The sequence below is a fragment of the Kocuria palustris genome (genome assembly GCF_007666205.1).
In the GTDB taxonomy this organism is placed as follows: domain Bacteria; phylum Actinomycetota; class Actinomycetes; order Actinomycetales; family Micrococcaceae; genus Kocuria; species Kocuria palustris_A.
Map to the genome: position 1 here is coordinate 215,464 of NZ_VDOR01000001.1, position 22,592 is coordinate 238,055.

At 71.5% G+C, this 22,592-nt stretch carries 21 protein-coding genes; 11 read left to right on the forward strand and 10 right to left on the reverse strand.

Annotated features, from left to right (window positions below; genetic code table 11):
* Nucleotides 1-7: 7 nt before the first annotated feature.
* Both FSY66_RS00975 and FSY66_RS00980 read right to left on the reverse strand, forming a co-directional pair.
* On the reverse strand, nt 8-1,204 hold the full coding sequence (locus tag FSY66_RS00975) for an FAD-dependent monooxygenase (RefSeq protein ID WP_144790380.1): 1,197 nt from the start codon (nt 1,202-1,204) through the stop codon (nt 8-10).
* Nucleotides 1,205-1,275: 71 nt separating this feature from the next.
* On the reverse strand, nt 1,276-1,761 hold the full coding sequence (locus tag FSY66_RS00980) for a hypothetical protein (protein ID WP_260853287.1): 486 nt from the start codon (nt 1,759-1,761) through the stop codon (nt 1,276-1,278).
* Nucleotides 1,762-1,926: 165 nt separating this feature from the next.
* Between FSY66_RS00980 and FSY66_RS00985 the strand changes: the two genes are divergently transcribed.
* A complete protein-coding gene (locus tag FSY66_RS00985) occupies nt 1,927-2,757 on the forward strand; it encodes a hypothetical protein (protein WP_144790382.1) in 831 nt (276 codons plus the stop codon).
* Between the two features lie 111 nt (nt 2,758-2,868).
* Here FSY66_RS00985 and FSY66_RS00990 read toward each other — a convergent pair whose 3' ends face one another.
* Entirely contained in the window at nt 2,869-3,642 is a 774-nt protein-coding gene (locus tag FSY66_RS00990) for a nuclear transport factor 2 family protein (RefSeq protein WP_144790384.1), read from the reverse strand.
* Nucleotides 3,643-3,652: 10 nt separating this feature from the next.
* Nucleotides 3,653-5,089, reverse strand: a complete 1,437-nt coding sequence (locus FSY66_RS00995) for an aminobutyraldehyde dehydrogenase (RefSeq protein ID WP_144790386.1) — start codon at nt 5,087-5,089, stop codon at nt 3,653-3,655.
* A 188-nt stretch (nt 5,090-5,277) separates the two neighbouring features.
* Here FSY66_RS00995 and FSY66_RS01000 point away from each other — a divergent pair, with 188 nt between their 5' ends.
* From FSY66_RS01000 to FSY66_RS01035, 8 genes are all read left to right on the forward strand, one after another.
* On the forward strand, nt 5,278-6,024 hold the full coding sequence (locus tag FSY66_RS01000; protein ID WP_186304336.1) for a FadR/GntR family transcriptional regulator: 747 nt from the start codon (nt 5,278-5,280) through the stop codon (nt 6,022-6,024).
* Between the two features lie 19 nt (nt 6,025-6,043).
* Complete coding sequence (locus FSY66_RS01005) at nt 6,044-6,712, forward strand: cache domain-containing protein (RefSeq protein WP_144790390.1); 669 nt, start codon at nt 6,044-6,046, stop codon at nt 6,710-6,712.
* 11 nt (nt 6,713-6,723) lie between these two features.
* Nucleotides 6,724-7,698 carry a pyridoxal-phosphate dependent enzyme gene (locus FSY66_RS01010; protein ID WP_144790392.1) on the forward strand — a complete coding sequence of 325 codons (975 nt, stop codon included), beginning with the start codon at nt 6,724-6,726 and terminating at the stop codon, nt 7,696-7,698.
* A gap of 79 nt (nt 7,699-7,777) precedes the next feature.
* On the forward strand, nt 7,778-7,990 hold the full coding sequence (locus FSY66_RS01015) for a heavy-metal-associated domain-containing protein (RefSeq protein ID WP_186304337.1): 213 nt from the start codon (nt 7,778-7,780) through the stop codon (nt 7,988-7,990).
* Nucleotides 7,987-8,172 carry a hypothetical protein gene (locus FSY66_RS01020; RefSeq protein ID WP_144790396.1) on the forward strand — a complete coding sequence of 62 codons (186 nt, stop codon included), beginning with the start codon at nt 7,987-7,989 and terminating at the stop codon, nt 8,170-8,172. The genes FSY66_RS01015 and FSY66_RS01020 overlap by 4 nt, the downstream gene beginning before the upstream one ends.
* Nucleotides 8,173-8,238: 66 nt before the next feature.
* Nucleotides 8,239-10,575 (forward strand): heavy metal translocating P-type ATPase, encoded by a 2,337-nt coding sequence (locus FSY66_RS01025; protein WP_144790398.1) that lies wholly within the window; start codon nt 8,239-8,241, stop codon nt 10,573-10,575.
* A 161-nt stretch (nt 10,576-10,736) separates the two neighbouring features.
* Nucleotides 10,737-11,006, forward strand: a complete 270-nt coding sequence (locus FSY66_RS01030) for a metal-sensitive transcriptional regulator (RefSeq protein WP_260853367.1) — start codon at nt 10,737-10,739, stop codon at nt 11,004-11,006.
* An 85-nt stretch (nt 11,007-11,091) separates the two neighbouring features.
* Nucleotides 11,092-11,856, forward strand: a complete 765-nt coding sequence (locus tag FSY66_RS01035; protein WP_144790402.1) for a hypothetical protein — start codon at nt 11,092-11,094, stop codon at nt 11,854-11,856.
* Between the two features lie 25 nt (nt 11,857-11,881).
* Here the strand turns inward: FSY66_RS01035 and FSY66_RS01040 are convergent, their stop codons facing one another.
* Both FSY66_RS01040 and FSY66_RS01045 read right to left on the reverse strand, forming a co-directional pair.
* Nucleotides 11,882-12,424 carry a VOC family protein gene (locus FSY66_RS01040; protein ID WP_144790404.1) on the reverse strand — a complete coding sequence of 181 codons (543 nt, stop codon included), beginning with the start codon at nt 12,422-12,424 and terminating at the stop codon, nt 11,882-11,884.
* Between the two features lie 151 nt (nt 12,425-12,575).
* On the reverse strand, nt 12,576-13,781 hold the full coding sequence (locus FSY66_RS01045; RefSeq protein ID WP_144790406.1) for a pyridoxal phosphate-dependent aminotransferase: 1,206 nt from the start codon (nt 13,779-13,781) through the stop codon (nt 12,576-12,578).
* Nucleotides 13,782-14,023: 242 nt separating this feature from the next.
* Between FSY66_RS01045 and FSY66_RS01050 the strand changes: the two genes are divergently transcribed.
* Both FSY66_RS01050 and FSY66_RS01055 read left to right on the forward strand, forming a co-directional pair.
* Nucleotides 14,024-15,805 carry a DUF262 domain-containing protein gene (locus FSY66_RS01050; protein WP_144790408.1) on the forward strand — a complete coding sequence of 594 codons (1,782 nt, stop codon included), beginning with the start codon at nt 14,024-14,026 and terminating at the stop codon, nt 15,803-15,805.
* Between the two features lie 318 nt (nt 15,806-16,123).
* On the forward strand, nt 16,124-17,566 hold the full coding sequence (locus tag FSY66_RS01055; RefSeq protein ID WP_260853291.1) for an APC family permease: 1,443 nt from the start codon (nt 16,124-16,126) through the stop codon (nt 17,564-17,566).
* A gap of 12 nt (nt 17,567-17,578) precedes the next feature.
* Here the strand turns inward: FSY66_RS01055 and FSY66_RS01060 are convergent, their stop codons facing one another.
* Genes FSY66_RS01060 through FSY66_RS01075 form a run of 4 tightly spaced genes read right to left on the reverse strand, consistent with a single transcriptional unit; the run spans nt 17,579 to nt 22,580 of the window.
* Nucleotides 17,579-18,889 carry an aspartate aminotransferase family protein gene (locus FSY66_RS01060; protein WP_144790410.1) on the reverse strand — a complete coding sequence of 437 codons (1,311 nt, stop codon included), beginning with the start codon at nt 18,887-18,889 and terminating at the stop codon, nt 17,579-17,581.
* Nucleotides 18,890-18,920: 31 nt separating this feature from the next.
* A complete protein-coding gene (locus FSY66_RS01065; RefSeq protein WP_144790412.1) occupies nt 18,921-20,090 on the reverse strand; it encodes a M20 metallopeptidase family protein in 1,170 nt (389 codons plus the stop codon).
* Nucleotides 20,091-20,119: 29 nt separating this feature from the next.
* On the reverse strand, nt 20,120-21,292 hold the full coding sequence (locus tag FSY66_RS01070; protein ID WP_144790414.1) for an amidohydrolase family protein: 1,173 nt from the start codon (nt 21,290-21,292) through the stop codon (nt 20,120-20,122).
* A complete protein-coding gene (locus FSY66_RS01075; protein ID WP_144790416.1) occupies nt 21,282-22,580 on the reverse strand; it encodes a glutamine synthetase family protein in 1,299 nt (432 codons plus the stop codon). Before FSY66_RS01075 ends, FSY66_RS01070 begins: the two co-directional genes overlap by 11 nt.
* Between the last annotated feature and the right edge of the window lie 12 nt (nt 22,581-22,592).

A 22,592-nucleotide genomic window follows, 5' to 3' on the forward strand; every position in this document is an offset into this window, starting at 1 on the left:
GCCCGGGTCAGCCGGCGACGCCGGAGCTGTCGGGCACCTGCTCGTCGGCGCGGAAGCCGTGGACCCAGGTCAGATGGCGGTCGAAGGCTCCCGGGGCCGCCAGGCGGGCATTGCGCTCCTGCGCGCGCCGGCCGTCGGGCAGATGGAGCATCTCCCCGACGGCCAGGGACGCGTCGACCACGCGACGGGTGCGGCTGCGCCGTCGTCGTTCGTACTCGACCCGAGCGGCATCCCAGTCCTCGGAGGCGCTGAGGAGATCGGAGAGCACGACCGCGTCCTCGATCGACTGATTCGCCCCCTGCCCGTGATGCGGGACGGTCGCGTGGGCCGCGTCGCCGAGCAGGGTGATGCGGCCGCGGGACCAGTGCGTGAGCGGCGGCCGGTAGAACAGGGCCCAGCGCTCGGTCACGGGGACGGCGCCGATCATCTCCTGGACGGGCTCGGCCCAGCCGTCGAAGCGCGCCAGGTGCGAGCCCTCCTCGACCGGCACCACCCAGGAGCGCTCGGCCCACGGCAGCTCCTCGCGCTTGACCAGGAAGAAGTTCTGGTCGCCGCTGCCGATCGGGTAGTGCAGCAGGTGGCCGCCCGGGGCCATCCAGAACTGGATCGCCTCCGGATCCGGCAGCGACGGCAGGAGCTCGGGGGCCACGATGCCGCGGTAGGCGGAGCAGCCCGAGTAGCGGGCGTCGTCGTAGCCGAGCAGCTGACGGCGGGTCATGGAGCGCGCGCCGTCGGCGCCGATCACGAGGTCGGCCTCGACCGCGTCCCCGTCGGCGAAGCGCAGCACGGCGGCCGAGCCGGAGTCGTCGATGCTCTCCACCCGCCGGCTGAGATGGAGGCTGTCCGGGGCGAGGGCGCTGAAGAGCATCGCCTGCAGGTCCGCGCGGTGGATGCCGACGAACGAGGCGCCGAAGCGGCGTCGGTACTCCTCGTGCGAGCAGAGCCGGGCGATCTGCTCGCCGGTGCGGGCATCGCGATAGATCAGGCCGTCGATCTCGGCCCCATGGGACAGCAGGGGCTCTGCCAGCCCGAAGCGCTCCTCGTAGAACCGGCTGGCATTGGCCGACAAGGAGACCGCCGCCCCGACCTCCCGGAGAACGGAGGTCTGCTCGTAGAGCTGGGCGTCGATGCCCTTGCGCTGGAGGTCGATGGCCAGGGTCAGACCGCCGATCCCGGCTCCGATGATGGCGATGCGCTGCGACATGAGGCTCCTTCGCTGGTCTCCGGCGAGCCTACGGGTTCGTGGCGCGCATCACACACCCCGGGCGGCAGGGGTCAGCGGGAGCCCAGCCGCGAGTGGAGCTCCGTCAGGACCGCCGACGCCCGCTCGCCCGCTCGGCAGGTCGACATGGGGACCTGCCCGAAGGCGCTGCGCGGCAGCGGGTCGCGGCACAGCGCGGCCGTGCGTCGCTCATCCCAGTCGACGTGGACGAACCAGTCGTCGCCCTGCTGGACGATCCGGGCGACCGTCCCCACGGCGCACACCTCCTGCCGCTTGGACAGATACGCCCAGATCAGCTCGCCGGGTGCCATCGTGCGGAAGCCCGTCCGCAGGCACCAGCGATGGATCGGCTGCGAGCGCCCGATCGCCCGCCAGACGGCGGTCGCATCCGCGCGAGTGCGCCAATCGGGCGGCTGATGCTCGGCATGGGAGGCGGGGTCGATCGGCAGCAGCCAGTGGATCGGCGGGGACGACGGCTGCCCCGCCGTCGTCCCCGCCGGGTGCGCTCCGGCCTCCCGGGCCTCCTCCGGATTCCTCATGCCCGCAACGTACCGCCCCTCCCGGGGCCGATGCCCCGGCCGCAGGCGGCACGCGGCCTGCTTTCCTGCAGTAATGTATGAATCCGCATACGTGTTGGGCGCATGAGAATCCTCCCGCGGAGGCCTCCCGAGCGCTCACGAGCAGGATCGAGCCTCGGAGGAAGCATGCAGGGAGCCGCAGCACAGCAGCAGGGCGTGGATCGGCGCGCCGTGGCGAAGGGCATCATCTGGACCGTGCCGGCGATCTCGCTGGCCGCGGCCGCCCCCGCCTATGCCGCCTCGCCCACGGGGTGCCACACCCTGAACTGGGCCAGCACCTCGGGCACCGCCACCTCGATCTCCGGCACGGCCACCCGGGACTCCGGCTCCTCGGGGCCGTCGGTCTCGGTCTCGGTGACCACGTCCCGCTCCGGGGGGTCCGCCGTGACCTTCGGCGCGGAGCGCTATGACATGAAGGGCTACGCGGCAGGGTCGCAGGCCGCCGTCGGCTCCAACAACACGCGGAACAACCAGTCCAACAGCTTCGTGGTCGCCCCCGGCAGCACCAGCTCCGTCCTGGTGCTCAACCAGTGGAGCGGTGCGACCGGCCAGCCCACCCGGGCGAACCAGACGCTCACCTTCTCCATCAGCTCGTCGGGGACCACCCGGCTGCCGAGGTCGATCAGCTTCAAGATCTACGACGTCACCTCCCAGGTCAGCGGCGAGAACAGCAAGTTCTACTACTCGGACCGCGTGGCCATCACCGGCGGCACCGTGGCCTTCTCCCAGTTCACCGGGTACTCGCAGAGCTCCTACACCACGGCGAGCAACGGCGTGCTCGACATGAAGGACAAGACGCAGGTGTCCACGCAGACGGGCAACCACGTCACCGCCACGATCACCAACCCGACCTCCAACAGGTTCACCCTGAACTACAGCAACTCCGCGACCCAGGCGCCGACCATCACCGGCAACCAGCAGTACATCGCCCTGGGGGATCTCCGGGTCTGCTACTGAGCGACCCGGGGGCGGCGCAGGGCTGATCGGATCGGCCGAAGGCCGGCGGCCTCTCCCGGTGAGGGGAGCAGCCGCCGGCCTTCTTCGCGCCGATGGCGCAGAACCCGGCGATCAGAAGATGCCGTGTGGGTGCGCGGCCTCCTCATCGGAGGGGACGGCGCCGATCGCGTCCCACATCTCCGCCAGATGCCCGTCGTCGAACCGCCACAGCTCGAAGTAGCTGTGGCGCTGCCCGCCGATCGAGCCCTCGGACTGGGTGAGCACGAAGTCGCCGTCGGCCACGGAGCGGTGGACGCGGTCGTACACCAGGGGCTCGCCGGACTCCTTCAGCTGCTCCAGGAACCGGATCACCGCCTCCGCTCCGTCCGCGATGTCCGGGCTGTGCTGGACGAAGACGTCGTCGCGGGTCAGCTCCCGGAACACGGAGTAGTCCTGCCCGATCAGCCCTCGGCCGAAGAGGATGCCCAGCACCTTCTCCCGATTGCCCTCGGCGTCCTGCCCGGAGCGGGGCTGCGCGGTCCCGTCGAGCTGGGTGCGGCCGCTCGCGTTCGGCTCGGGGGCCTCGGGCACCAGTCCGTCCCAGTGCTCGACCACCTTGCCGTCGGCCACCCGGTACAGGTCGAAGCCGACCAGGGGCGTCTCGTCCAGCCCCGTGAACCGGCCGTGCAGGGCGACGAGATCGCCGTCGGCCAGCTCCCGGGAGCAGGTGTAGGTCAGCGCGTCGCCGGCCTCCTCCACCATGCTGCGCAGCCCCGCCCGGCCGTCGGCCACGAGGGGCGAGTGCTCGATGAAGTCCTCGGCGAAGAGCTCATCCAGCACGCTCACGTCGCGCTGGGCGAAGAGGCGGTGGTGGGCCTGCGAGGCGATCTGCTGGTTCTCGGTCATCTCGGTCTCCTCAGTCCAGTGCGCTCATGACGTGCTTGACGCGGGTGTACTCCTCCACGCTGTAGTGCGAGAGGTCCTTGCCGTAGCCGGAGTGCTTGAAGCCTCCGTGCGGCATCTCGGCCACGAGCGGGATGTGGGTGTTGATCCACACGGCGCCGAAGTCGAGGTCCCGGGAGAAGCGCAGCGCCCGGGAGTGATCGCGGGTCCACACGCTCGAGGCCAGGCCGTACTCGACGCCGTTGGCCTTCTCGAGCGCCTCCCCCTCCCCGGAGAAGGACTGCACGGTGATCACGGGCCCGAAGATCTCCTGCTGGATGGCGTCGTCGGACTGCTCGAGCCCGGTGATCACGGTGGGCTGGAAGAAGTAGCCCGTGCGATCCATGCGCTGCCCGCCCGTCTCGACCTTCGCATGCGCGGGCAGGCCCTCCAGGAAGCCCTGGACCCGCTCGAGCTGCGAGGCGTTGTTGAGCGGCCCGTAGAGGATGTCGTCCTCGTCGGGCTCGCCGACCTTCACGTTCTCGACCTCCTGCACGAGCCGGCGCACGAAGTCGTCGTGGACCTCCTGGTCGACGATCACGCGCGTGGCGGCCGTGCAGTCCTGGCCGGCGTTGAACAGCCCGGTCTCCGCGACGGTGGCGGCGGCCTTGTCCAGGTCGGCGTCGGCGAAGACCAGCACGGGGGCCTTGCCGCCGAGCTCCAGGTGGGATCGGGTGAGGTTGGAGGCCGCGCTGGTGGCGACCTCGACACCGGCCCGCACGGAGCCGGTGATCGCGACCAGGGCGGCCGTCGGGTGCGACACGACGAGGGCGCCGGTCTCCGCCCCGCCCAGGACCACGTTGAGCGTGCCCTCGGGCAGGTGCTTGGCGGCCAGCTCGGCCAGCAGCAGGGTGCTGCCCGGAGTGGTGTCGCTGGGCTTGAGCACGATCGCGTTGCCGCCGGCCAGGGCCGGGCCGATCTTCCACGCGGCCATCATCAGCGGGTAGTTCCACGGCGTGACCTGCCCGACGACGCCCAGGGGCTCACGGCGCACGGAGGAGGTCAGGCCCTCCATGTACTCCCCCGTGGCCGTCCCCTCGAGCAGGCGGGCGGCCCCGGCGAAGAAGCGCAGCTGATCGACGGTCACGTCGACCTCCTCCGCGCCGATCAGGTACTTGGGCTGACCCGTGTTGCGCGCCTGGGCCTCCACGAGCTCGTCCCGGTGGGCCTCGATCTCGGCGGCGACCTTCAGCATGGCGTCCTGGCGCTGCGACGGCGTGAAGCGCCCCCAGACCTTCGCGGCCTCGGCGGCTGCCGCATAGGCCCGGTCGACGTCCTCGGCCCCGGAGCTGGGGGATCTGGCGATCACCTCCTCGGTGACCGGGCAGACGAGATCGAAGGTCTCGTCCGTCGAGGCATCGACGTAGGCGCTGCCGATGAAGTTCTGCAGAACGGCGGTGTTCGGCGACATGGTGACTCTGCTCCCCCTCCAGGGATCCGACGGCGGAGGCTCCTGAACGTGATGCGGATCACCTCCCGTGCCTGAAACATATGGAACCAGATGTTTTCGTGTCAACGATCACGTTTCGTTACGCTCAGGGAGCCCGCCGCCGGTGCCCGCTTCGTCGGCCGGCCGGAACAGACCCCAGGAGGACGTCCGTGCTCACCACCCTGATGACGCCGCTGTCCGCCCCGTCCCGAGCCGAGCAGGTGCAGCGGCGTCTGCGCGGCGCGATCCGCTCCGGAGTCCTCGAGGCGGACACGCAGCTGCCCAGCGAGAAGGAGCTCTCCGAGCGGCTGGGCGTCTCGCCGACCACGGTCCGGGAGGCCCTGGAGACCCTGCGCGGCGACGGCCTCATCACGACCCGTCGAGGGCGCACCGGAGGCAGCTTCGTGAACCGGCCGGCGCCGCAGCAGCCGCGGTGGATCTCCACGTTCGGGACCCAGGAGCTCGCGGAGCTGGCGGAGCACGAATCCGCCATCGCAGGACGATGCGCGATCCTGGCCGCCCGCCGGGCCGCCCGCCGCGAGCGCGAGGGGCTGAGATCGGCGGTGGAGGCCTTCCGCGCGGCCGAGTCCCACGGCGCGCGGGCGCGCTGCGAGTCGGATCTGCTGATCCGCCTGGCAGGCGCGGCCCAGTCGGCACGCCTGACCCGGGAGCAGATCGGGCTGCAGGACCCCTGGGCCTCGGTGGTCGCGGAGGTCTACACGGAGCAGATCTGCGCAGAGCGGGCCGCGCAGCGCTGGCAGAGCCTCACCGACCTGCTGGCCCCGGCCGCCGCCGAGGACTGCCGACGCGAGATCGAGGACCACATCGAAGAGCTGCTCGAAGCGGCCCTCCGGCTCAAGCTGGAGAGCGCCGCGGGCTCCCGGGGAGGCGCAGATGCGGCCGGCCCCCATCCCTGAACCCGCTCGAGCCTCCCTCATGGGGCGGCTCGATGACCTGCTCGGCTCGGCCGCCCATGCGGTGCGCGCCACCCGCGACGAGCTCTTCCCCGCCGACCCGTCTGCCCCCGCGCGATCGCGCCAGCAGACGCTGCAGACCCTGCTGGCCGCGCACCCCGATCTCGACGGCCTCGGCACCGCCCTCACCCACGACGCGGAGCAGGGGGACGGGGAGGTCGAGTGGTACGTGATCGACTCCGGGCACACCCTCCGCCGCTTCGTCGAGACGCGGCCGTCGGTGGCCGGCTACGTCGACTTCCGCACCATGGAGTGGTTCCGCCGTCCGCTCGAGACCGGCCGGCTCGAGGTCGTCGGCCCGTACGTGGACTCGCTGTGCAACGACCAGTACACGATCACCACGGCCCTGCCCGTCCGGGTGCCGGGCACGACCGGCGTCCTCGTGGCCGATCTGCTGGTCGCCCGCCTCGAGCGCGAGCTGCTGCCGGGAATGCTGGGGCTCGCCGGCTCGCTGGGCCGGCCCGTCCTGCTCGTCGACGACGAGTGGCGGGTGGTCCTCTCCACGAGCTCCCGGATGCGCTGCGGCAGCCTGCTGGAAGCCTCCGGCCCTCCGTCCGCCGATGAGCCCGCCGACAAGCCGTCGACCCCCTTCCGGCTGATCGCCCCTCACAGGTTCGAGGGGACCGGCTGATACTGGAGGCCATGCAGCCCACCTCCGACGACGTCCTGTCCGCGGCCCGCGTCCTCGACGGCATCGCCCACCGCACCCCGGTCCTGACCTCCCGTTCGCTCGACGAGCAGCTGGGGTGCCGGGTGCACCTCAAGGCGGAGAACCTCCAGCGCATCGGGGCGTTCAAGTTCCGCGGGGCCTTCCACGCCCTCTCGCGGCTGCCGCACGACGACGCCGTCGTGGCCTTCTCCTCGGGCAACCACGCCCAGGCCGTGGCTCTGGCAGCCCGGCTGCAGGGGCGGGCGGCCGCGATCGTGATGCCCTCGGACGCCCCGGCCATGAAAGCCGACGCCACCCGCGGCTACGGGGCCGAGGTGATCCCCTATGACCGGCGGGGGGAGGATCGGGTCGCCATCGCCGAGCGGATCGCCCGCGAGCGCGGCGCCCACGTGATCCCGCCGTTCGACCATCCGGACATCATCGCGGGGCAGGGCACCGCCGCGCTCGAGCTGCTCCAGGACGCCGGCCCGCTCGACCTGCTCTTCGTGCCGGTGGGCGGCGGGGGCCTGCTCTCGGGATCGCTGCTGGCCGCTCGCCTGCTGGCCCCGCAGTGCCGCGTGATCGGCGTGGAGCCGGAGGCCGGTGACGACGTGCGGCAGTCGCTGGCCGCCGGGCATCCGGTCTCGATCGCCGTCCCGGACACCCTCGCCGACGGCGCCCAGACCACCCGGGTGGGCGATACGACGTTCCCGATCATCCGCGAGCGCGCCGGGGCGATCATCACGGTCCCCGACGGCGCCCTGGTGGCCGAGATGCGCCTGCTGGCCGAGCGGCTCAAGACCGTCGTCGAGCCCACCGGCTGCCTCGGGCTGGCCGGGCTGCGCGCGTGGGCCCGCGAGCACGACGTCACCGGCCTGCGGGTGGGCGCGATCCTCTCCGGGGGCAATGTGGATCTGCAGAGGTTCGCTCATCTCATCGCAGCCTCCGACTCCCCCGCACAGGGTTGACTCCTATGCCCCCTAGGGGTATATCTGGAGGTATCAGATACCCCCTAGGGGTAGTAAGGCGAGACGAAGGAGCATCATCATGACCACCGCCGAGTACCAGGTCACCGGCATGACGTGCGGCCACTGCGAGATGTCCGTGCGCGAGGAGGTCCAGGAGATCCCGGGCGTCCAGGGCATCGAGGTCAGCCATGAGACCGGCCGCCTGTCCGTGAGCAGCGACCAGCCCGTCGACGACGCCGCCGTGAAGGCCGCCGTCGAGGAGGCCGGCTACTCGGCAGAGCGCTCCGCGTGAGCGCCGCCGCCCGCCTCGGGGTCTACCTCGCGGCGCTGGCGGCGGTCTTCGTCGCCGCCTTCCTGATCGGCGGCGCCGTGGTCCCGCAGGAGACCGTCGACGCGTGGACCCAGCAGGCGGAGGACTCCGCACACGTGCAGACCCCCGCCGACGCCGAGCACCCCGCCGGCTCCGATCACTGACACGCCTCCCCGGCCCCCGCACCCGCCGGGCCGGGGAGCACCCCGTTCGCCAGGAAGAAGCACCCCATGACCACGTCCTCCGCTCCGGCCGAGTCGACCCCCGCGCTGCAGCCGTCGGGCTCCGACGTCGAGCTGCTGCTCGGCGGCATGACCTGCGCGTCGTGCGCCAACCGCATCGAGCGCAAGCTGAACAAGCTCGACGGCGTGAGCGCCTCGGTCAACTACGCCACCGAGAAGGCGCGCGTCACAGTCCCGGAGGGCTATGACAGCGCCCAGCTGATCAGCACGGTCGAGCAGGCCGGCTACACCGCCGAGCTGCCCCGGCCCCGCGGTGAGAAGACCCAGGAGCAGGATGGCGAGGAGCCGGCCGATCCCGAGCTGACGTCGCTGCGCCAGCGCCTCATCGGCGCGGGCGTGCTGGGCGTGCCCGTGATCCTGCTGGCGATGGTCCCGGCCCTGCAGTTCACCTACTGGCAGTGGCTGTCGCTCACCCTGGCCGCCCCGGTCATCGCGTGGGCCGGCTGGCCGTTCCACAAGGCCGCCTGGACCAACCTGCGCCACGGCTCGGCCACCATGGACACGCTCATCTCCCTGGGCACGATCGCCGCGTTCCTGTGGTCGCTCTACGCCCTGTTCTTCGGCACCGCAGGCGTGCCGGGCATGACGCACGCGTTCGAGCTGTCGGTCGAGCCCACCGACGGCGCCAGCTCCATCTACCTCGAGGTCGCCGCGGGCGTCATCTTCTTCATCCTGGCCGGGCGCTATTTCGAGAAGCGCTCCAAGCGCCAGGCCGGCGCCGCCCTGCGCTCGCTCATGGAGCTGGGCAGCAAGGAGGTCGCCGTCCTGCGCGGCGGCTCCGAGTCCCTCATCCCGGTCGAGCAGCTCGCCGAGGGCGACGAGTTCGTCGTGCGCCCCGGCGAGAAGATCGCCACCGACGGCGTGGTGGTCTCCGGCTCGAGCGCCGTCGACGCCTCGATGCTGACCGGCGAGTCCGTGCCGGTCGAGGTCTCCGAGGGCGCCGACGTCACCGGTGCGACCGTCAACACCGGCGGACGCCTGGTCGTGCGGGCCACCCGCGTCGGCTCCGACACCCAGCTGGCGCAGATGGCCCGGATGGTCGAGGACGCGCAGTCCGGCAAGGCCGAGGTGCAGCGCCTGGCGGACCGGATCTCCGGGGTCTTCGTGCCGATCGTCATCGCGATCGCCGTCGCGACCCTGGGCGTGTGGCTCGGCGCCGGCTTCCCCCTGACGGCGGCCTTCACCGCCGCCGTGGCCGTGCTGATCATCGCGTGCCCGTGCGCCCTCGGCCTGGCCACCCCGACCGCCCTGCTGGTCGGCACCGGCCGCGGCGCGCAGCTCGGCATCCTCATCAAGGGCCCGGAGGTCCTGGAGTCCACCCGCGAGGTCGACACCGTCGTGCTGGACAAGACCGGCACCGTCACGACCGGAAGCATGGCGTTGAAGAGCGCATATGCCGCTGACGGCACGGACGAGGCGGAGCTGCTGCGCATGGCCGGGGCGCTGGAGGACTCCTCCGAGCACCCGATCGCCCGCGCCATCACCCGCGGGGCCCGCGAGCGCGCCGGGTCGCTGCCCGCCGTCGAGAGCTTCCAGAACCTCGAGGGCCGCGGCGTGCAGGGCGTCGTCGACGGCCGCCTCGTGGCCGTCGGCCGCGAGACCATGCTCAGCGAGTGGTCGCTGGAGATGCCCGCCGATCTCGGGCGGATCAAGGCGGAGGCCGAATCCGACGGCGAGACGGCCGTGGTGGTCGCCTGGGACGGCGCGGTGCGCGGCGTGCTGACCGTCGCCGACACCGTCAAGGAGACCAGCGCCGAGGCCATTCGGCAGTTCCGCGACCTCGGGCTGACCCCCGTGCTGCTGACCGGCGACAACCGCGCCGTGGCCGAGAAGGTGGCCGCCGAGGTCGGGATCGAGAAGGTCATCGCCGGGGTCCTCCCCCAGGACAAGGTCAGCACCATCTCCGAGCTTCAGGACGAGGGCCGCGTGGTCGCCATGGTCGGCGACGGCGTCAACGACTCCGCCGCTCTGGCCCAGGCCGATCTGGGCATGGCCATGGGCACCGGCACCGATGCCGCGATCCAGGCCGCCGACATCACGCTGGTGCGCGGGGACCTGCGCGCCGCCTCGGACGCGGTGCGCCTGTCGCGCAGGACGCTGGGCGTGATCAAGTCGAACCTGTTCTGGGCCTTCGCCTACAACCTCGCGGCGATCCCGCTGGCGGCCTTCGGGCTGCTGAACCCCATGCTCGCCGGCGCGGCCATGGCATTCTCGTCCGTGTCCGTCGTGGCCAACAGCCTGCGCCTGCGCGGATTCCGCAGCCGCTCCGGCGCGGCCCCCGCCGCCTCGCCGGAGGCCCGCGACCGCGAGCCGGCCGCCGCGTGAGCACCCTCGAGATCCAGGAGACCTCTTCCATGAGCACCGATCGCACCGAGCCGGCCGCCGCTGAGCTCGACGAGGCCGTCGTCGAGCAGACCGCGGAGGCCACCGCCGAGAGGCACCCCGACAGCGAGCCGGGCGACGACGGCCACGCCCATCACGGCTACATGTCGGACAAGCAGCGCTACCTGGCCCGCCTCAAGCGGATCGAGGGCCAGGCCCGCGGCATCCACCGGATGATCGACGAGGAGAAGTACTGCATCGACATCCTCACCCAGATCTCGGCGCTGAACTCCGCGCTGCGCAATGTGGGCCTGGGACTGCTCGACGACCACCTGAAGCACTGCGTGCTCGACGCCGCGCAGGCCGGCGGCGAGGAGGGCGACGCGAAGATCCAGGAGGCCTCCCAGGCCATAGCGCGGTTCATGAAGGGCTGACCCCAGGGGCAGCGGTGCGCCGCAGAGGGGACCCCGCAGGACCGCTCTATTCTCGATGCACCACCATCGAGAAGGGACCCCCGCCATGCCCCATCGCCCCGTCCTGCTGTGCAGCGCCGCCCTCCTGAGCCTGGCTCTGGCCGGGTGCTCGGGCGGTGACGAGGGCGAGGACCCCTCGGCCGGATCGTCCTCGCCCTCCGCCTCGGAGACGACAGCGAGCGCCTCCCCCAGCGAGTCGGCGACCCCCGGCCAGGACTCCTCGCCCGAAGCCCCCGCCGAGACGAGCGCACCCGCGGACGCGCCGGCCGCCGCGGAGCCCGTCGAGCAGCCGACGCCGGCAGAGCCCGAGATCCGGGCCGCGGAGGACGCTTCCGGCATGTCCGCCGACGCGCAGGCCTTCTTCGCCGCCGGAGGGGCTTGCGACTCCGACACCTTCCCCACCGGGACGCCGAGCCCGGAGCTCATGGCCGAGCTCCAGAGCATCTGCGCGGCCCAGGCCGGGGACCAGCCCGGCTATGCCGGTCCCGGCTCCATCGACAACTACCCCATGGACCCCGGGACCGCGGAGCAGCCCGGGCATCCCCAGCAGGACGGGGACGGCACGATGGACTCCGACGGCTATCAGCGCCCCGAGCCCGATGCCGACGGGTACGTGGGCCCCTCCGACGAGTACTACGGCTACGACGGCTACGTGGAGCCCGGCTTCGAGTACCAGGTGGGCTCCGAGTGCTTCGACGCCGATCTGGGCCGCTGCAAGACCAGCGGCGAGATCCAGACCGAGTACATGGAGGGCGCCGAGGTCGAGGAGCTCATGCAGGAGCGGGGCATGCCCCTGCCCTCCGAGCAGTGACCGGGAGGCTGCACCGGGTCGTCGATCAGTCCTGCGGCGAGGGCATCCACACCTCGGCCTCGGAGTCCTCGGGGTAGTAGTGGCCGCCGGGGATCGTCTGCAGCTCGATGAGCATGCCCCACGGGGCCCTCACGTACACGCTGCCGTTGCCCGGGGTGTCCTCGTACCGGCTGTTGCCGTGGATCTCGGAGAGCGCCTCGCCGCCGGCGGCCACCAGGCGGTCCCGGCAGCCCTCGAGGTCGTCGCAGTACAGGGCGATGTGGTTCAGGCCGAAATCCGCCAGACCGGCGGCCTCCCGCTGCTCGCCGGAGATCTCGAACATCTCCAGACCCGGGCCCTCACCGATCACGACGAATCGCTGCCGGCGGATGGCCGCGCCCGAGGGAAGGCCCAGCTGGCGCTCGACCTCCTCGCCCTGGCGAGGATCGTCGTCCGCCGACAGGCCGTCGTAGGAGACCTGCGCGCCCAGGCCCTCCTTCAGGAACCTGGTGGCCGCGTCCAGATCGGGGACGGTCATTCCGAGGTGCTGGATGCCGCGGGGCCGCGGCCGATCGGTGCTCTGCGTCATGGACGCGATCCTACGCACGGCTGCCCGGTGTCGTCCCGCGAGCGGTCGTCGATGCCGGTCATCCGCCGCTGAAGGACGGCATCGAGGACCGCTCACCGGGGAGGATCTCCAACGGGTCGTCGGCGGGTCCGGCACGACGACGGGCGGGCCCTCAGCGGCCGTACCGGTCGGCCAGCTCGATCAGCCGCTCGACCGCGGCCACCGCCCGGCCGCGGTCCTGGGAGAAGTTCAGCCGCACGCTGTCGGCGTGGTGGGGGCTGAACTCCGCACCGGGGGTGACGACGACGCCCGCCTGGAGCCGCAGCAGCCTCACGAACTCCTCCGGCGCGACGCTCAGCGCGGGAAGCCGGGGGAAGAGGTAGCTGCCGGCCTCGGAGGGGCGCACCCGGAAGCCGTCCGCCTGCTCGAACAGCCTGACCAGGTCGTCGCGGATGGCCTGGTGAGCGCGGATGCGGTCCTCGAGCCAGCCGTCGGGCTCGTCGAACCAGGTCCGCAGGACCGCCTGGCTGTAGCCCGGTGCGCGCAGGGAGACGATCGCCTGCGCCTGCTCCATCCGCGCGATGATCTCGGCCGAGCCGAAGGCGACCCCCAGCCGGTAGCCGCTCAGCGACTCGGTCTTGGAGGGCCCCATGATCGTCACGCAGTTCGCGGCATCGATCCCGGCGGCCCGCAGGTGGGTGTACTCGGTGCCGGGGTAGAGCAGCCGCGAGTACAGCTGGTCCACGATCACCGTTGCACCGTGCCGATCGGCGAGCTCCGCGACTGCGCGCACCTGCTCGGCGGTCAGCACCGCGCCCGTCGGGTTGCTGGGGTTGGAGATGATCAGCGTGCGCGCTCCGACCCGGAAGGCCTCCTCGAGCCGGCCGAGGTCCAGCTGAGCGGGGCCGTCGTGCTCGTAGGCCAGGCGCACGGGCCGCACCTGCCCGCCGAAGAACTCCACGAGCTTGCGGTTGGCGAAGTAGTCCGGCTGGACGACGGCCACCTGATCGCCCGTTCCCACGAGTGCTGCGATCGCGAGGAACAGCGCCCCCTGCGTGCCCGGGGTGATGATGAGCTCGGACCCCGGCTCCACCGGCGCCCCCGTGAATCGCGCGAGGCGATCCGCCACGAGCTCCCGCAGCTCCGGGCGGCCCTTGTACTCGGTGTAGGCCTGCGCGCCGCCCTCCTCGACGCCGGCGCGGAAGACCTCGAAGGATCCGGGCGTCGGGGTGAAGGCGTCGACGTCGCCGTGGGAGAAGTCCACCGGCTCACCCGGCAGGTCCTGCCCGACCCGCAGGTCCTCGGCGGGGGCGGTGCCCGGCTGCCCGGGGGCGGACCCGACGCCGAGGGCCGCGAATCTCTGCTGCACGGATGTCATGGCCCGGATCCTACGGAAGGACGGCACCGCGCGCCCAGGCCCCCGGGGCGGGGTCCGCCGTCTGACCCGGGGGAGCAGACCCACGGCGAGATGAAGCGCGGGATCAAGAACCGCCATATCCGACTCGCAGCCCTGGAGGGGTCCGGCAGCACATGCAACGTCGCCGCGCGCCCTCTGGGGCAGACTGACGTTCTGGCGGCAAGACATCCCCCGATCTCCGACCCCCCCCCGAAGGAGCACCGATGGGTTTCCAGACCCCGAAGTACGACCTGATCGAGCTGATCCGCGATGCCCAGGACGGCAGGATCCAGCTGCCGGATTTCCAGCGCGGCTACGTCTGGGATGACGAGAGGGTTCGTCAGCTGCTCGTCACCGTCGCCGTCGGCCACCCGATGGGCGTTCTCCTGGTGCTCCAGACCGGGAGCCGCTCAGTCCGCTTCGAGTCGAAGCCGATCGAATCGACGACCCCGGCAGAAGGGACCGAACCGGATCTCCTGGTCCTCGACGGACAGCAGCGCCTCACCTCCCTCACGCAGGCCCTCAGCGGTCACGGCATCGTGAAGACGAAGGACGATGGCGACAGGCGGTACTACATCAAGGTCGCCGATGCCCTGGCCCATCCCCAGAACATCGACGAGGCCATCGTCTCTCTCCCGGCCTCCGGCCTGCTGCGCACCAACTTCGACCGCGATGTGGAGCTCGACGTCTCCACCCGTCAGAAGGAGATCGCCGAGGGCTATCTCCCCGTGACCGAGGTCTTCAGCAAGGAGGGAGCCACACAGTGGGTCTTCGCATGGGCGCAGGAGCATGACCGCGTCAATGACTTCCCCCAGTTCCTGGGCCTGATCAACGAGCCGATGCGCGGGTACGAGATCCCTGCCATCCTTCTCGACAAGGAGACCACGGTCGAAGCCGTGACCACCGTCTTCGAGAAGGTGAATCAGGGCGGTGTGAAGCTGACAGTCTTCGAGCTGCTCACCGCCAAGTTCGCCGGCGACAGAGGCTACTTCGACAGACAAGGGCATGCTTTCCGGCTCCGCAGTGATTGGGAGGAGGTTCGCGAGACCCTCGATGCGTATCGTGTGCTCGAAACCTTCGATAACGACGACTTCCTGCAAGCCGTGACGCTGGTCGCAAGTCTCCATGGCAGCACCGCGACCACCGCTCGCAAGGAAGACGTCCTCAAGCTGCAGCTGAGCTCCTACCTCGAGTGGTCGCCGAAGATCACTGAGGGGCTGGTCTGGGCGGCGAAGTTCCTCGACGGCGAGCATATCCATACCGCCGCCGACCTCCCTTACCCGAAGCAGATCGTCCCCCTCGCGGTCCTGCGCGTGGTTCTCGGCGAGAGAATCGATGCCTACGGCGTCCACAGCCGGGTCCGGCAATGGTTCTGGAGCGGGATCTTCGGCGAGCTGTACGGCGGCGCGATCGAGACCCGGTTCGCTCGCGATGTCGAGCAAGTGCCCTCCTGGGCCTCGGGGGACGCCGACGCGGTCGTTCCCCGCACCGTCGAGGAGTCCTACTTCAATCAATCTCGCCTGCACAGTCTCCGAACGCGGAACTCTGCTGCATACAAGGGGCTCTACGCGCTGCTGATGTCCGAGGAGTGCAAGGACTGGGTCTTTAACCAGTCCTTCGACCGCGCCCATTATCTGGAGCTGCGTGTGGACATCCATCACATCTTCCCGAAGGCCTGGTGCCACAAGAACGAGATCCCCTGGGAACAGCGAGAGAGCATCGTCAACAAGACACCGCTGGCGCGGACGACCAACATCAAGCTCTCCGGCAATGCGCCCAGCACGTACCGGAAGACCATCGAACGCGAGAGCCAAGCGCCTTCCGCACTCATCGACCAGGTCGTCTCCGAGCATCAGATCGACACCGACAGGCTGTGGGCGGACGACTTCCAGGGGTTCTTCGCAGCGCGACGAGAAGCGCTGTCCGCGCTGATCGAGAAGGCGACAGGGAAGCCGGTGACGAGAGACATCGCCGCGGAGACGGAAGACAGCGCCGCGGGCGTCTGACCCCGCAGGCGCGGCCACCTCGAGCTCGTGCGGTGGAGTCGGCCTCCGCCCAGTGCCCCATCGATTCTCCGCCGGACGGATGTGAGCACCCCACCTGAGCCCTGCGCTCGGACCGCGTTGAGCGGTCGCCCCGTGCCGACGCTCGGACATGTACCACGGAGAAAAAGATTGCGGCACCGAGGGTCGCTCTGTAACGTGCATCACACACAGTCGCCCCTTCTCCACAGCCGGCCATCGGCGCCCGACCTGCCCCCCGCAGGCCCGGCGCCCGGGGCGGCGGAAAGCCCGATCCCGATGGCACAGGAACCCGTCCGGCCCGTGAGCCCGCAGGAGGGCTCGTCCACGCCCTCGTCGCCCCGGGAGCTCGCAGGCCGCCTGCGCACCCCCGAGGTCGCCGCCATCTCGGTGGGCTTCATGGGCCCCGTGATGGCCATGAGCCTCAACGGGATCGGGGTGGCCGGGCTGGTGGGCCCGAGCGTCCCCTTCACGTTCCTGGTCTCGTTCCTCGGGACCATGCTCGTGGCCTATGCGTTCATCCGCCTGACCGGCTACGTGACGCACGCCGGGTCGGTCTACGCCCTCTCGGGAGTGACGCTGGGTGCGCGAGCCGGCTTCTTCGGCGGCTTCGCATTGCTGGGGACCTACCTGTTCTTCGCGGTGTGCATCGCCGGCGCCTGCGCGGTCTTCTTCCAGGCCATGGTCGCCGAGCTCGGCCTCCCGTTCGCCGACGGTCTGTGGATCCTGGTCCCCGTGGTGGTCGGGGTGCTCGTCCTGCTGCTGAACCTGCGCGAATCGGCGGTCACGGCCCGGACCCTGCTGGCCATCGGCATGGCCGGCATCCTGGTGATGCTGATCCTCGGCGTCGTGATCGTGGTCCGCGTGGCCATCGGCAGCGCCCCGGTCTCGACCGGCCTGGATCTCTCCACGCTGCTGCCGGGTCAGGCGCCGCTGTCGGCCATCATGACCGCCTCCGTCTTCGGCTTCCTGTCCTGGGCCGGCTTCGAGTCGGGCACGTCGCTGTCCGAGGAGGCCAAGGAGCCCAAGCGGACCATTCCCCGTGCGCTGGGGGCCGCGGTGATCCTGGCCGGGCTGATCTACACGTTCATGATGTTCGCCCAGACGGTCGGATTCGGCACCGACGAGGAGGGGGTCGCCGCCTTCGCGGGGGCCTCGTCCACACTCACCACGCTGTCGTCGACCTACATCGGCCCGTGGTTCGCGGTGCTGATCTCCGTGATCGCCTTCCTGGTGGCCTTCGCCTCGCTGCTCTCCTCGACGGCCGCGGCGGCGCGCCTGCTCTTCGCCCTGGCCCGCGACGGCTTCGGCCCCTCCGCGTTCGCGCGGACGAGCCCGCGCACGGGCGTCCCGGGCCCCGCCGTCGTCTTCGTCGTGGCCTTCACCGTGGTGGTCGCGTGCCTGACCGGGCTCCTGGGCGCGGGCTCCGTCGACGTCTACTACTGGTACGCCACGATCGCGACCCTCTGCATGGTGGTCGCCTACGGGATGACCAGCGTGGGCATCATCCGCTTCATCCTGCACCCCGGCAGCACGATCCCGCGCTGGGAGCTCGTGCTGCCGGTGCTCGGACTGGCCTACCTGATCTTCGTCTACGTGGTGCAGGTCATCGGCCAGGAGGCGCCGTACACCTGGTTCCCCTGGATGGCGGGCGCCTGGTGCCTGATCGGGCTCATCATCGTGATCACCCGCCCGGCCCTGGCCGAGCGCATCGGCCGGCGCATGACGGTCGAGGACCTGGGCTGACCCCGGCGGGTCTCACCAGCCGCCGAACTCGGCGGCCGCCTGCAGGTCCACGCGACCGGCGTCGACGTCCGCGACGGCCTCCCCCAGGATCTCGACGCCCCGCAGGAGCTGGTCCCGGGAGATCGTGAGGGCGGGCGTGAGCTCGATGATGTTGGACTCCGGACCCACCGGATAGGCCACTGCGCCCAGCTCGAACGCGCGATGCACCGCGGCAGCCGTCTCGGGCCCGGCTGCCGAGCCATCCGGGCGCCGCAGCTCGATCCCCGCCACGATGCCGCGGCTGCGCACGTCGTGGACCAGGGCACAGCGCCGAGCGAGAGCCGCGAGCGCAGTAGAGAGCTCCTGCCCCAGATGCGCCGCCTGCTCCGGCAGCCGCTGCGCCGCCACGACGTCCAGCACGGCGAGCCCTGCCGCGGCGCACACCGGGTTCCCCGCCAGGGTCAGCAGGGAGGCGCCGGGGGCCGCGGCCCACACCTCCCGGGGCGCGATGGCCGCCGACAGCGGCATCCCGCCGCCCAGCCCCTTGCCCAGGGTGACGACGTCGGCGACCACCCCGTCGCACCCGCTGGCCAGCAGGGAGCCGGTCCGGCCCATGCCCACCTTGACCTCGTCGACCATCAGCAGCGTCCCGGTGCGGTCGCAGGCCTCCCGCAGCGCGGGCAGGAAGTCCGACGGCGGGATGATGAGACCGCCGTCGGCCATGATCGGCTCGACCACCACGGCCGCGAAGCGCTCGGTCTCGAGCGCGGCGACGGCGGCAGCGGCGTCGCCGTACGGGACCTGCTCGACCCCTCCGTCCAGGGGCACGCCGTCCGCTGCGTAGAAGCCGGAGGCGTGCTGCGCCGGGCCGAGGCCGCCGTGGTACGAGTTCTCGAAGACCAGGATCCCGGGGCGGTCGGACCAGGCGCGGACGGCCCGCAGGGCGGCGGAGTTGGCGTCGGATCCGGTCAGCCCCAGGTGCACGGCGCACGGGCCGAGAGAGCCGCCCAGGGGCACCGACTCGAGCAGGCGCTCCGCCAGCCGCGTGCTCGTGGGGTTGGCGGCCGAGAGGACGCCCACGCCGGGCATCCGCGCAGCCTCCGCCGCCACGGCCTCCGCGACCTGCGGATGGGCATAGCCCACGGCCGCCGCGCCCCACCCCGCCGAGAGATCGATCAGCTCCCGGCCCGCCGGAGTGCGCAGCACGCTGCCGCTCGCGGAGTCGACCTCCAGCGGGAAGAAGCGGAGGTGCTCCGAGACCGCGATGGCCGCGGCGTCGCGCGCGTAGAGGGTTCCCTCCTCCCCCGCCGCATCGGGGGTCCAGTCGGTCCTGCTGCGCGTCATGGCTGCTCCTCTCGGGGCCCGCGGCCCGCTGTCAGTCGGCCGTCGAGTCGGCCTCGATCATCTCGGCGCCGGCGAGATACCCGGCGCACATGGCCTGGGCCACCTGGCGGACGTCGTCGTCGCCCGGCAGGAAGTCGCTCGTGTGCAGGCCGCCGACGGCCCCGGTGCCCACGAACATCATGAGAGCCGGGATGCGCTCCCCGTAGAAGGAGAAGTCGTCGGAGCCCAGCGAGCGCAGGGTGTCCGAGATCGAGAACCCCCGGCCCTCCAGATGCGGACGCGTCAGCTCCGTGAGCTCCGGGTGGTTGTCCAGGACCGGCTCTCCCGGGGTGATCGTCACCTCCGCGCGGCACCCGTACGCGCCGGCCACGCCCGAGGCGACGATCGAGAGCTGCTCCCGCAGCAGGTGCCGCGTCTCCGGGTCCAGGGCCCGCAGCGTGCCCCGGGCGCGGGCGGTGCCGGGGATGACGTTGGCGGCCTCGCCCGCGACGATGGAGGAGACCCCCAGCACGGCCGAGCGCATGGGATCGACCATGCGGCTCACGACCGCCTGCAGCGCCACGACCACCTGGGCAGTGGTCAGGACCGGATCCACCGCCAGGTGCGGGTAGGCGGCGTGGCCGGGCGTGCCGGCGACCTCCAGGACGAACTCGTCGGAGGCCGCGTTGACGCCTCCGGGGACGCAGGCCACCTGCTGATGGGCCAGCGTCGGCTGGATGTGCGCGCCGACCATCGCGGCGCACTCCTGGTCCGCCAGCACCCCGGCGGCCATGATGTCCTCGGCCCCCGACGGGTAGGTCTCCTCCCGCGGCTGGAGCACGGCCAGCAGCGGATGCGGGGCCCCGATCTCGTCGACGGCCCTCGCCAGCGCGACCAGCGCGGCCATGTGGACGTCGTGCGCGCAGGCGTGCATGACCCCGGAGGCGGTCGACGCCCACTCGACCCCGGTGGTCTCGTGGATCGGCAGCGCATCCATCTCCCCCCGCACGCCGATGGCGGGCCCGCGGCCGCCGAGCCGGAGCACCGCCCCGGTCTGCGCCGCATCGGTCCTGCGCATGCCGGGCGGAAGGGCCGCGATGACCGCGTCCCGCGTGGGGGCCTCCTCCCCGGACAGGTCGGGGTTCCGGTGCAGCTCATGCCGCAGCTGCACGGCCGAGGGCAGATGGCGTTCCAGCGCGTCCCACAGGGGTGCGGAGTCCATAGGGTCGGTGCGCTCCTCTCAGGGGCGGGTCAGGTCTGGGCGGGCCGATCCAGTCGGTAGACGCGGCGTGCGTTGTCCCGGCCGATCATGCGCAGGATGCGCTCGGGCTCGTCCCGGGGCCAGTCTCCCTGCTCCACCCACTGCGCCATGACCGCTGCGGTCGCGCGGCGCCACAGCACGGAGCCCAGGTAGTGCAGCTCGGGAGGCCCCCAGGCATCCGAGGAGTACAGCAGCTTGCTGAACGGCGTGAGCTCCATCGACTCGGAGACGATCTGCCGGCTGGCAGCGCCCGAGTAGTTGATGCTCAGGCCCACATCGCAGTAGACGTGCGGGAAGACCTGGGCCAGGTATCCCGCGTGGCGGTGGAACGGATAGCAGTGCAGGAGCATGATGCTGCTGCCCGAGCCCTCGACGTCGCGCAGCCAGCTCGTCAGCAGCAGCGGATCGCAGCGATGCAGGTCGAGGTCGGGATCGCCGTAGCCGCAGTGCAGCTGCAGCGGCAGCCCGGTGTCGCAGGCGACGTAGAGCAGCCAGCGCAGCAGGACGGGGTCCTCGACGCGCAGCCCCTCGGCCGGGGACGGCTGCGCGAGCCAGTCGCGTGCGGCCGCCAGGATCTCCTCGGGCCCGGGACGTCGGGGCTCGAAGTCGAAGCCGAAGCGATACGCGATGATCGACTTCCAGCCCGCGGCGCTCTCGGCCGCCCGGTCGACGGCCGCCTCGAAGCGCTCCTGCAGGTCCTCCGGGGAGCTCTCGGCGGCCACGTGCTCGAGCAGGGCCTCCAGGCGCACGATCTCGTGGGTGCGTCCGCTCAGGCGCGACTGCATCTGCTCGGCGCTCCAGATGGCGTCCGTGCCGAATCCGGTGTCCACGACCCAGTCGGAGACGCCGGCGCCGTCCAGGAAGAGCTCGGCGAGCTCCTGCGCGGAGTGCTCGGCCCGCCGCGCGACGTACTCCTCGGCCGTCGCGCCGGGGGCGAGCCCCAGCAGCGACGCGCAGTGCTGGCGGAGTGCGAAGCCCACCTGGGAGTCGAAGACCGTGGTCCCCTCGGGGATCGGCCGGTCGGACTCCGTCAGGAGCATCTCCAGCTCCGAGCGTCCGACGTCGCCGGACAGCGGCCCGTGGACGTGGTGGTCCACGAGCCGCACCTGCTCGGCGGCCTCCCGGATGGGCTGAGTCCGTGCGCTCGGGTCCTCAGTACGCATCGGCGACCTTGGCGCACACCTGCTCGTCGGTGAGCCCCTCGACGGCCTTGAGCTCGGCGCGCTTGATGTCCAGGTAGGTCTGCAGCAGCTCGGGGTGGAACCACCCGGAGGCCACCTCGTCGCCCGTCAGGCACTCCAGCGCCTCGGCGACCGAGGCGGGCAGGCGCGGGACGTCGGCGAGCTCCTCGGCGGTCGTCTCCTCCGGCCACACCCGCTCCGGCTCGTAGTCGCGGGTGATGCCCTCGAGGCCCGCGCGCACCAGGGAGCCCAGCACGAGCCACGGGTTCGACGTGGCGTCCGCGGAGCGGAACTCGAGGTTGAGCTGCTGGGTGGGATCGCCGCCGCCGATGGTCGAGGTGGGGCAGATGCGCAGCAGCGACTCGCGGTTGCGCTCGCCCAGGAAGATCCCGCCCACGCTCCAGGTGTCCGGGGCCAGGCGCAGGTAGGAGCTGGGGCTGCAGGCGCTCAGCGCAGTCAGCGCCTTGGCGTGGCGCAGGATGCCGGCCGCGAACTTCTGGCCGGTCTGCGAGAGGTTCGCCGGAGCCTCCTCGTCGTACAGGACCGGGGCGCCCGTCTTGGCGTCGTGCAGCGAGAGGTGGACGTGCACGCCGCTGCCGCCGGCATCCGGGGCGCACAGCGGCGCGAAGCTCACGCTGCGGCCGTGGCGCTCGGCCAGGTCGTGCACCAGATCGCGCAGCAGGATCGCGCGGTCGGCGGCCACCAGGCCGGGGGCGGGCTTGAGCGTGATCTCGTACTGCTGGCTGCCGTACTCGGGCAGCCAGTTCTCCGGCTGCAGGCCGACGGAGTCCAGCAGCTCCACGAGCTCGGTGCCGAACGGCTCGGCGTCGCGGAAGCGGCGCAGGGAGAACGGTGCGTTGTCCGCGGCGTCGCGGATCGTGAACTCGTGCTCGAAGGACGCGATGATCTCCAGGCCCGTGTGCTCGGTGAACTCCTCGAGCGCCTTGCGGGCGAAGGTGCGCGGGCAGCAGTGCCACTCCTGGCCGTCCGGGTGGCGCTGCTCGGCCAGCAGGAGGCGGACCTCGGGCTTGTCCTGGCCTGCGGGGATGTCGATCCCGGTCGTGGCATCGGGCACCAGGCGCAGGTCGCCCGTGGAGCCGAAGACGTTGTCCTCGGCGATATGGCCGAAGCCGTCGATCGCGAGGTTGGCGGGAACCCAGCCCACGCCGCGGCGCAGCGCCCGCGTGGTGTCGGCGGACGGGACCGCGCGGCCGCGGGTATGCCCCACCAGGTCGTTGGTGGCGATGAAGGTCAGAGTAGGTGCAACCATGATTCCTCAGAT

Coding starts and splice junctions, on each gene's coding strand:
- FSY66_RS00975 (WP_144790380.1), bottom strand. CDS start 1,204: ATGTCGCAGCGCATCGCCATCATCGGAGCCGGGATCGGCGGTCTGACC.
- FSY66_RS00980 (WP_260853287.1), bottom strand. CDS start 1,761: ATGAGGAATCCGGAGGAGGCCCGGGAGGCCGGAGCGCACCCGGCGGGG.
- FSY66_RS00985 (WP_144790382.1), top strand. CDS start 1,927: ATGCAGGGAGCCGCAGCACAGCAGCAGGGCGTGGATCGGCGCGCCGTG.
- FSY66_RS00990 (WP_144790384.1), bottom strand. CDS start 3,642: ATGACCGAGAACCAGCAGATCGCCTCGCAGGCCCACCACCGCCTCTTC.
- FSY66_RS00995 (WP_144790386.1), bottom strand. CDS start 5,089: ATGTCGCCGAACACCGCCGTTCTGCAGAACTTCATCGGCAGCGCCTAC.
- FSY66_RS01005 (WP_144790390.1), top strand. CDS start 6,044: ATGGGGCGGCTCGATGACCTGCTCGGCTCGGCCGCCCATGCGGTGCGC.
- FSY66_RS01010 (WP_144790392.1), top strand. CDS start 6,724: ATGCAGCCCACCTCCGACGACGTCCTGTCCGCGGCCCGCGTCCTCGAC.
- FSY66_RS01015 (WP_186304337.1), top strand. CDS start 7,778: ATGACCACCGCCGAGTACCAGGTCACCGGCATGACGTGCGGCCACTGC.
- FSY66_RS01025 (WP_144790398.1), top strand. CDS start 8,239: ATGACCACGTCCTCCGCTCCGGCCGAGTCGACCCCCGCGCTGCAGCCG.
- FSY66_RS01030 (WP_260853367.1), top strand. CDS start 10,737: ATGTCGGACAAGCAGCGCTACCTGGCCCGCCTCAAGCGGATCGAGGGC.
- FSY66_RS01035 (WP_144790402.1), top strand. CDS start 11,092: ATGCCCCATCGCCCCGTCCTGCTGTGCAGCGCCGCCCTCCTGAGCCTG.
- FSY66_RS01040 (WP_144790404.1), bottom strand. CDS start 12,424: ATGACGCAGAGCACCGATCGGCCGCGGCCCCGCGGCATCCAGCACCTC.
- FSY66_RS01045 (WP_144790406.1), bottom strand. CDS start 13,781: ATGACATCCGTGCAGCAGAGATTCGCGGCCCTCGGCGTCGGGTCCGCC.
- FSY66_RS01050 (WP_144790408.1), top strand. CDS start 14,024: ATGGGTTTCCAGACCCCGAAGTACGACCTGATCGAGCTGATCCGCGAT.
- FSY66_RS01060 (WP_144790410.1), bottom strand. CDS start 18,889: ATGACGCGCAGCAGGACCGACTGGACCCCCGATGCGGCGGGGGAGGAG.
- FSY66_RS01065 (WP_144790412.1), bottom strand. CDS start 20,090: ATGGACTCCGCACCCCTGTGGGACGCGCTGGAACGCCATCTGCCCTCG.
- FSY66_RS01070 (WP_144790414.1), bottom strand. CDS start 21,292: ATGCGTACTGAGGACCCGAGCGCACGGACTCAGCCCATCCGGGAGGCC.
- FSY66_RS01075 (WP_144790416.1), bottom strand. CDS start 22,580: ATGGTTGCACCTACTCTGACCTTCATCGCCACCAACGACCTGGTGGGG.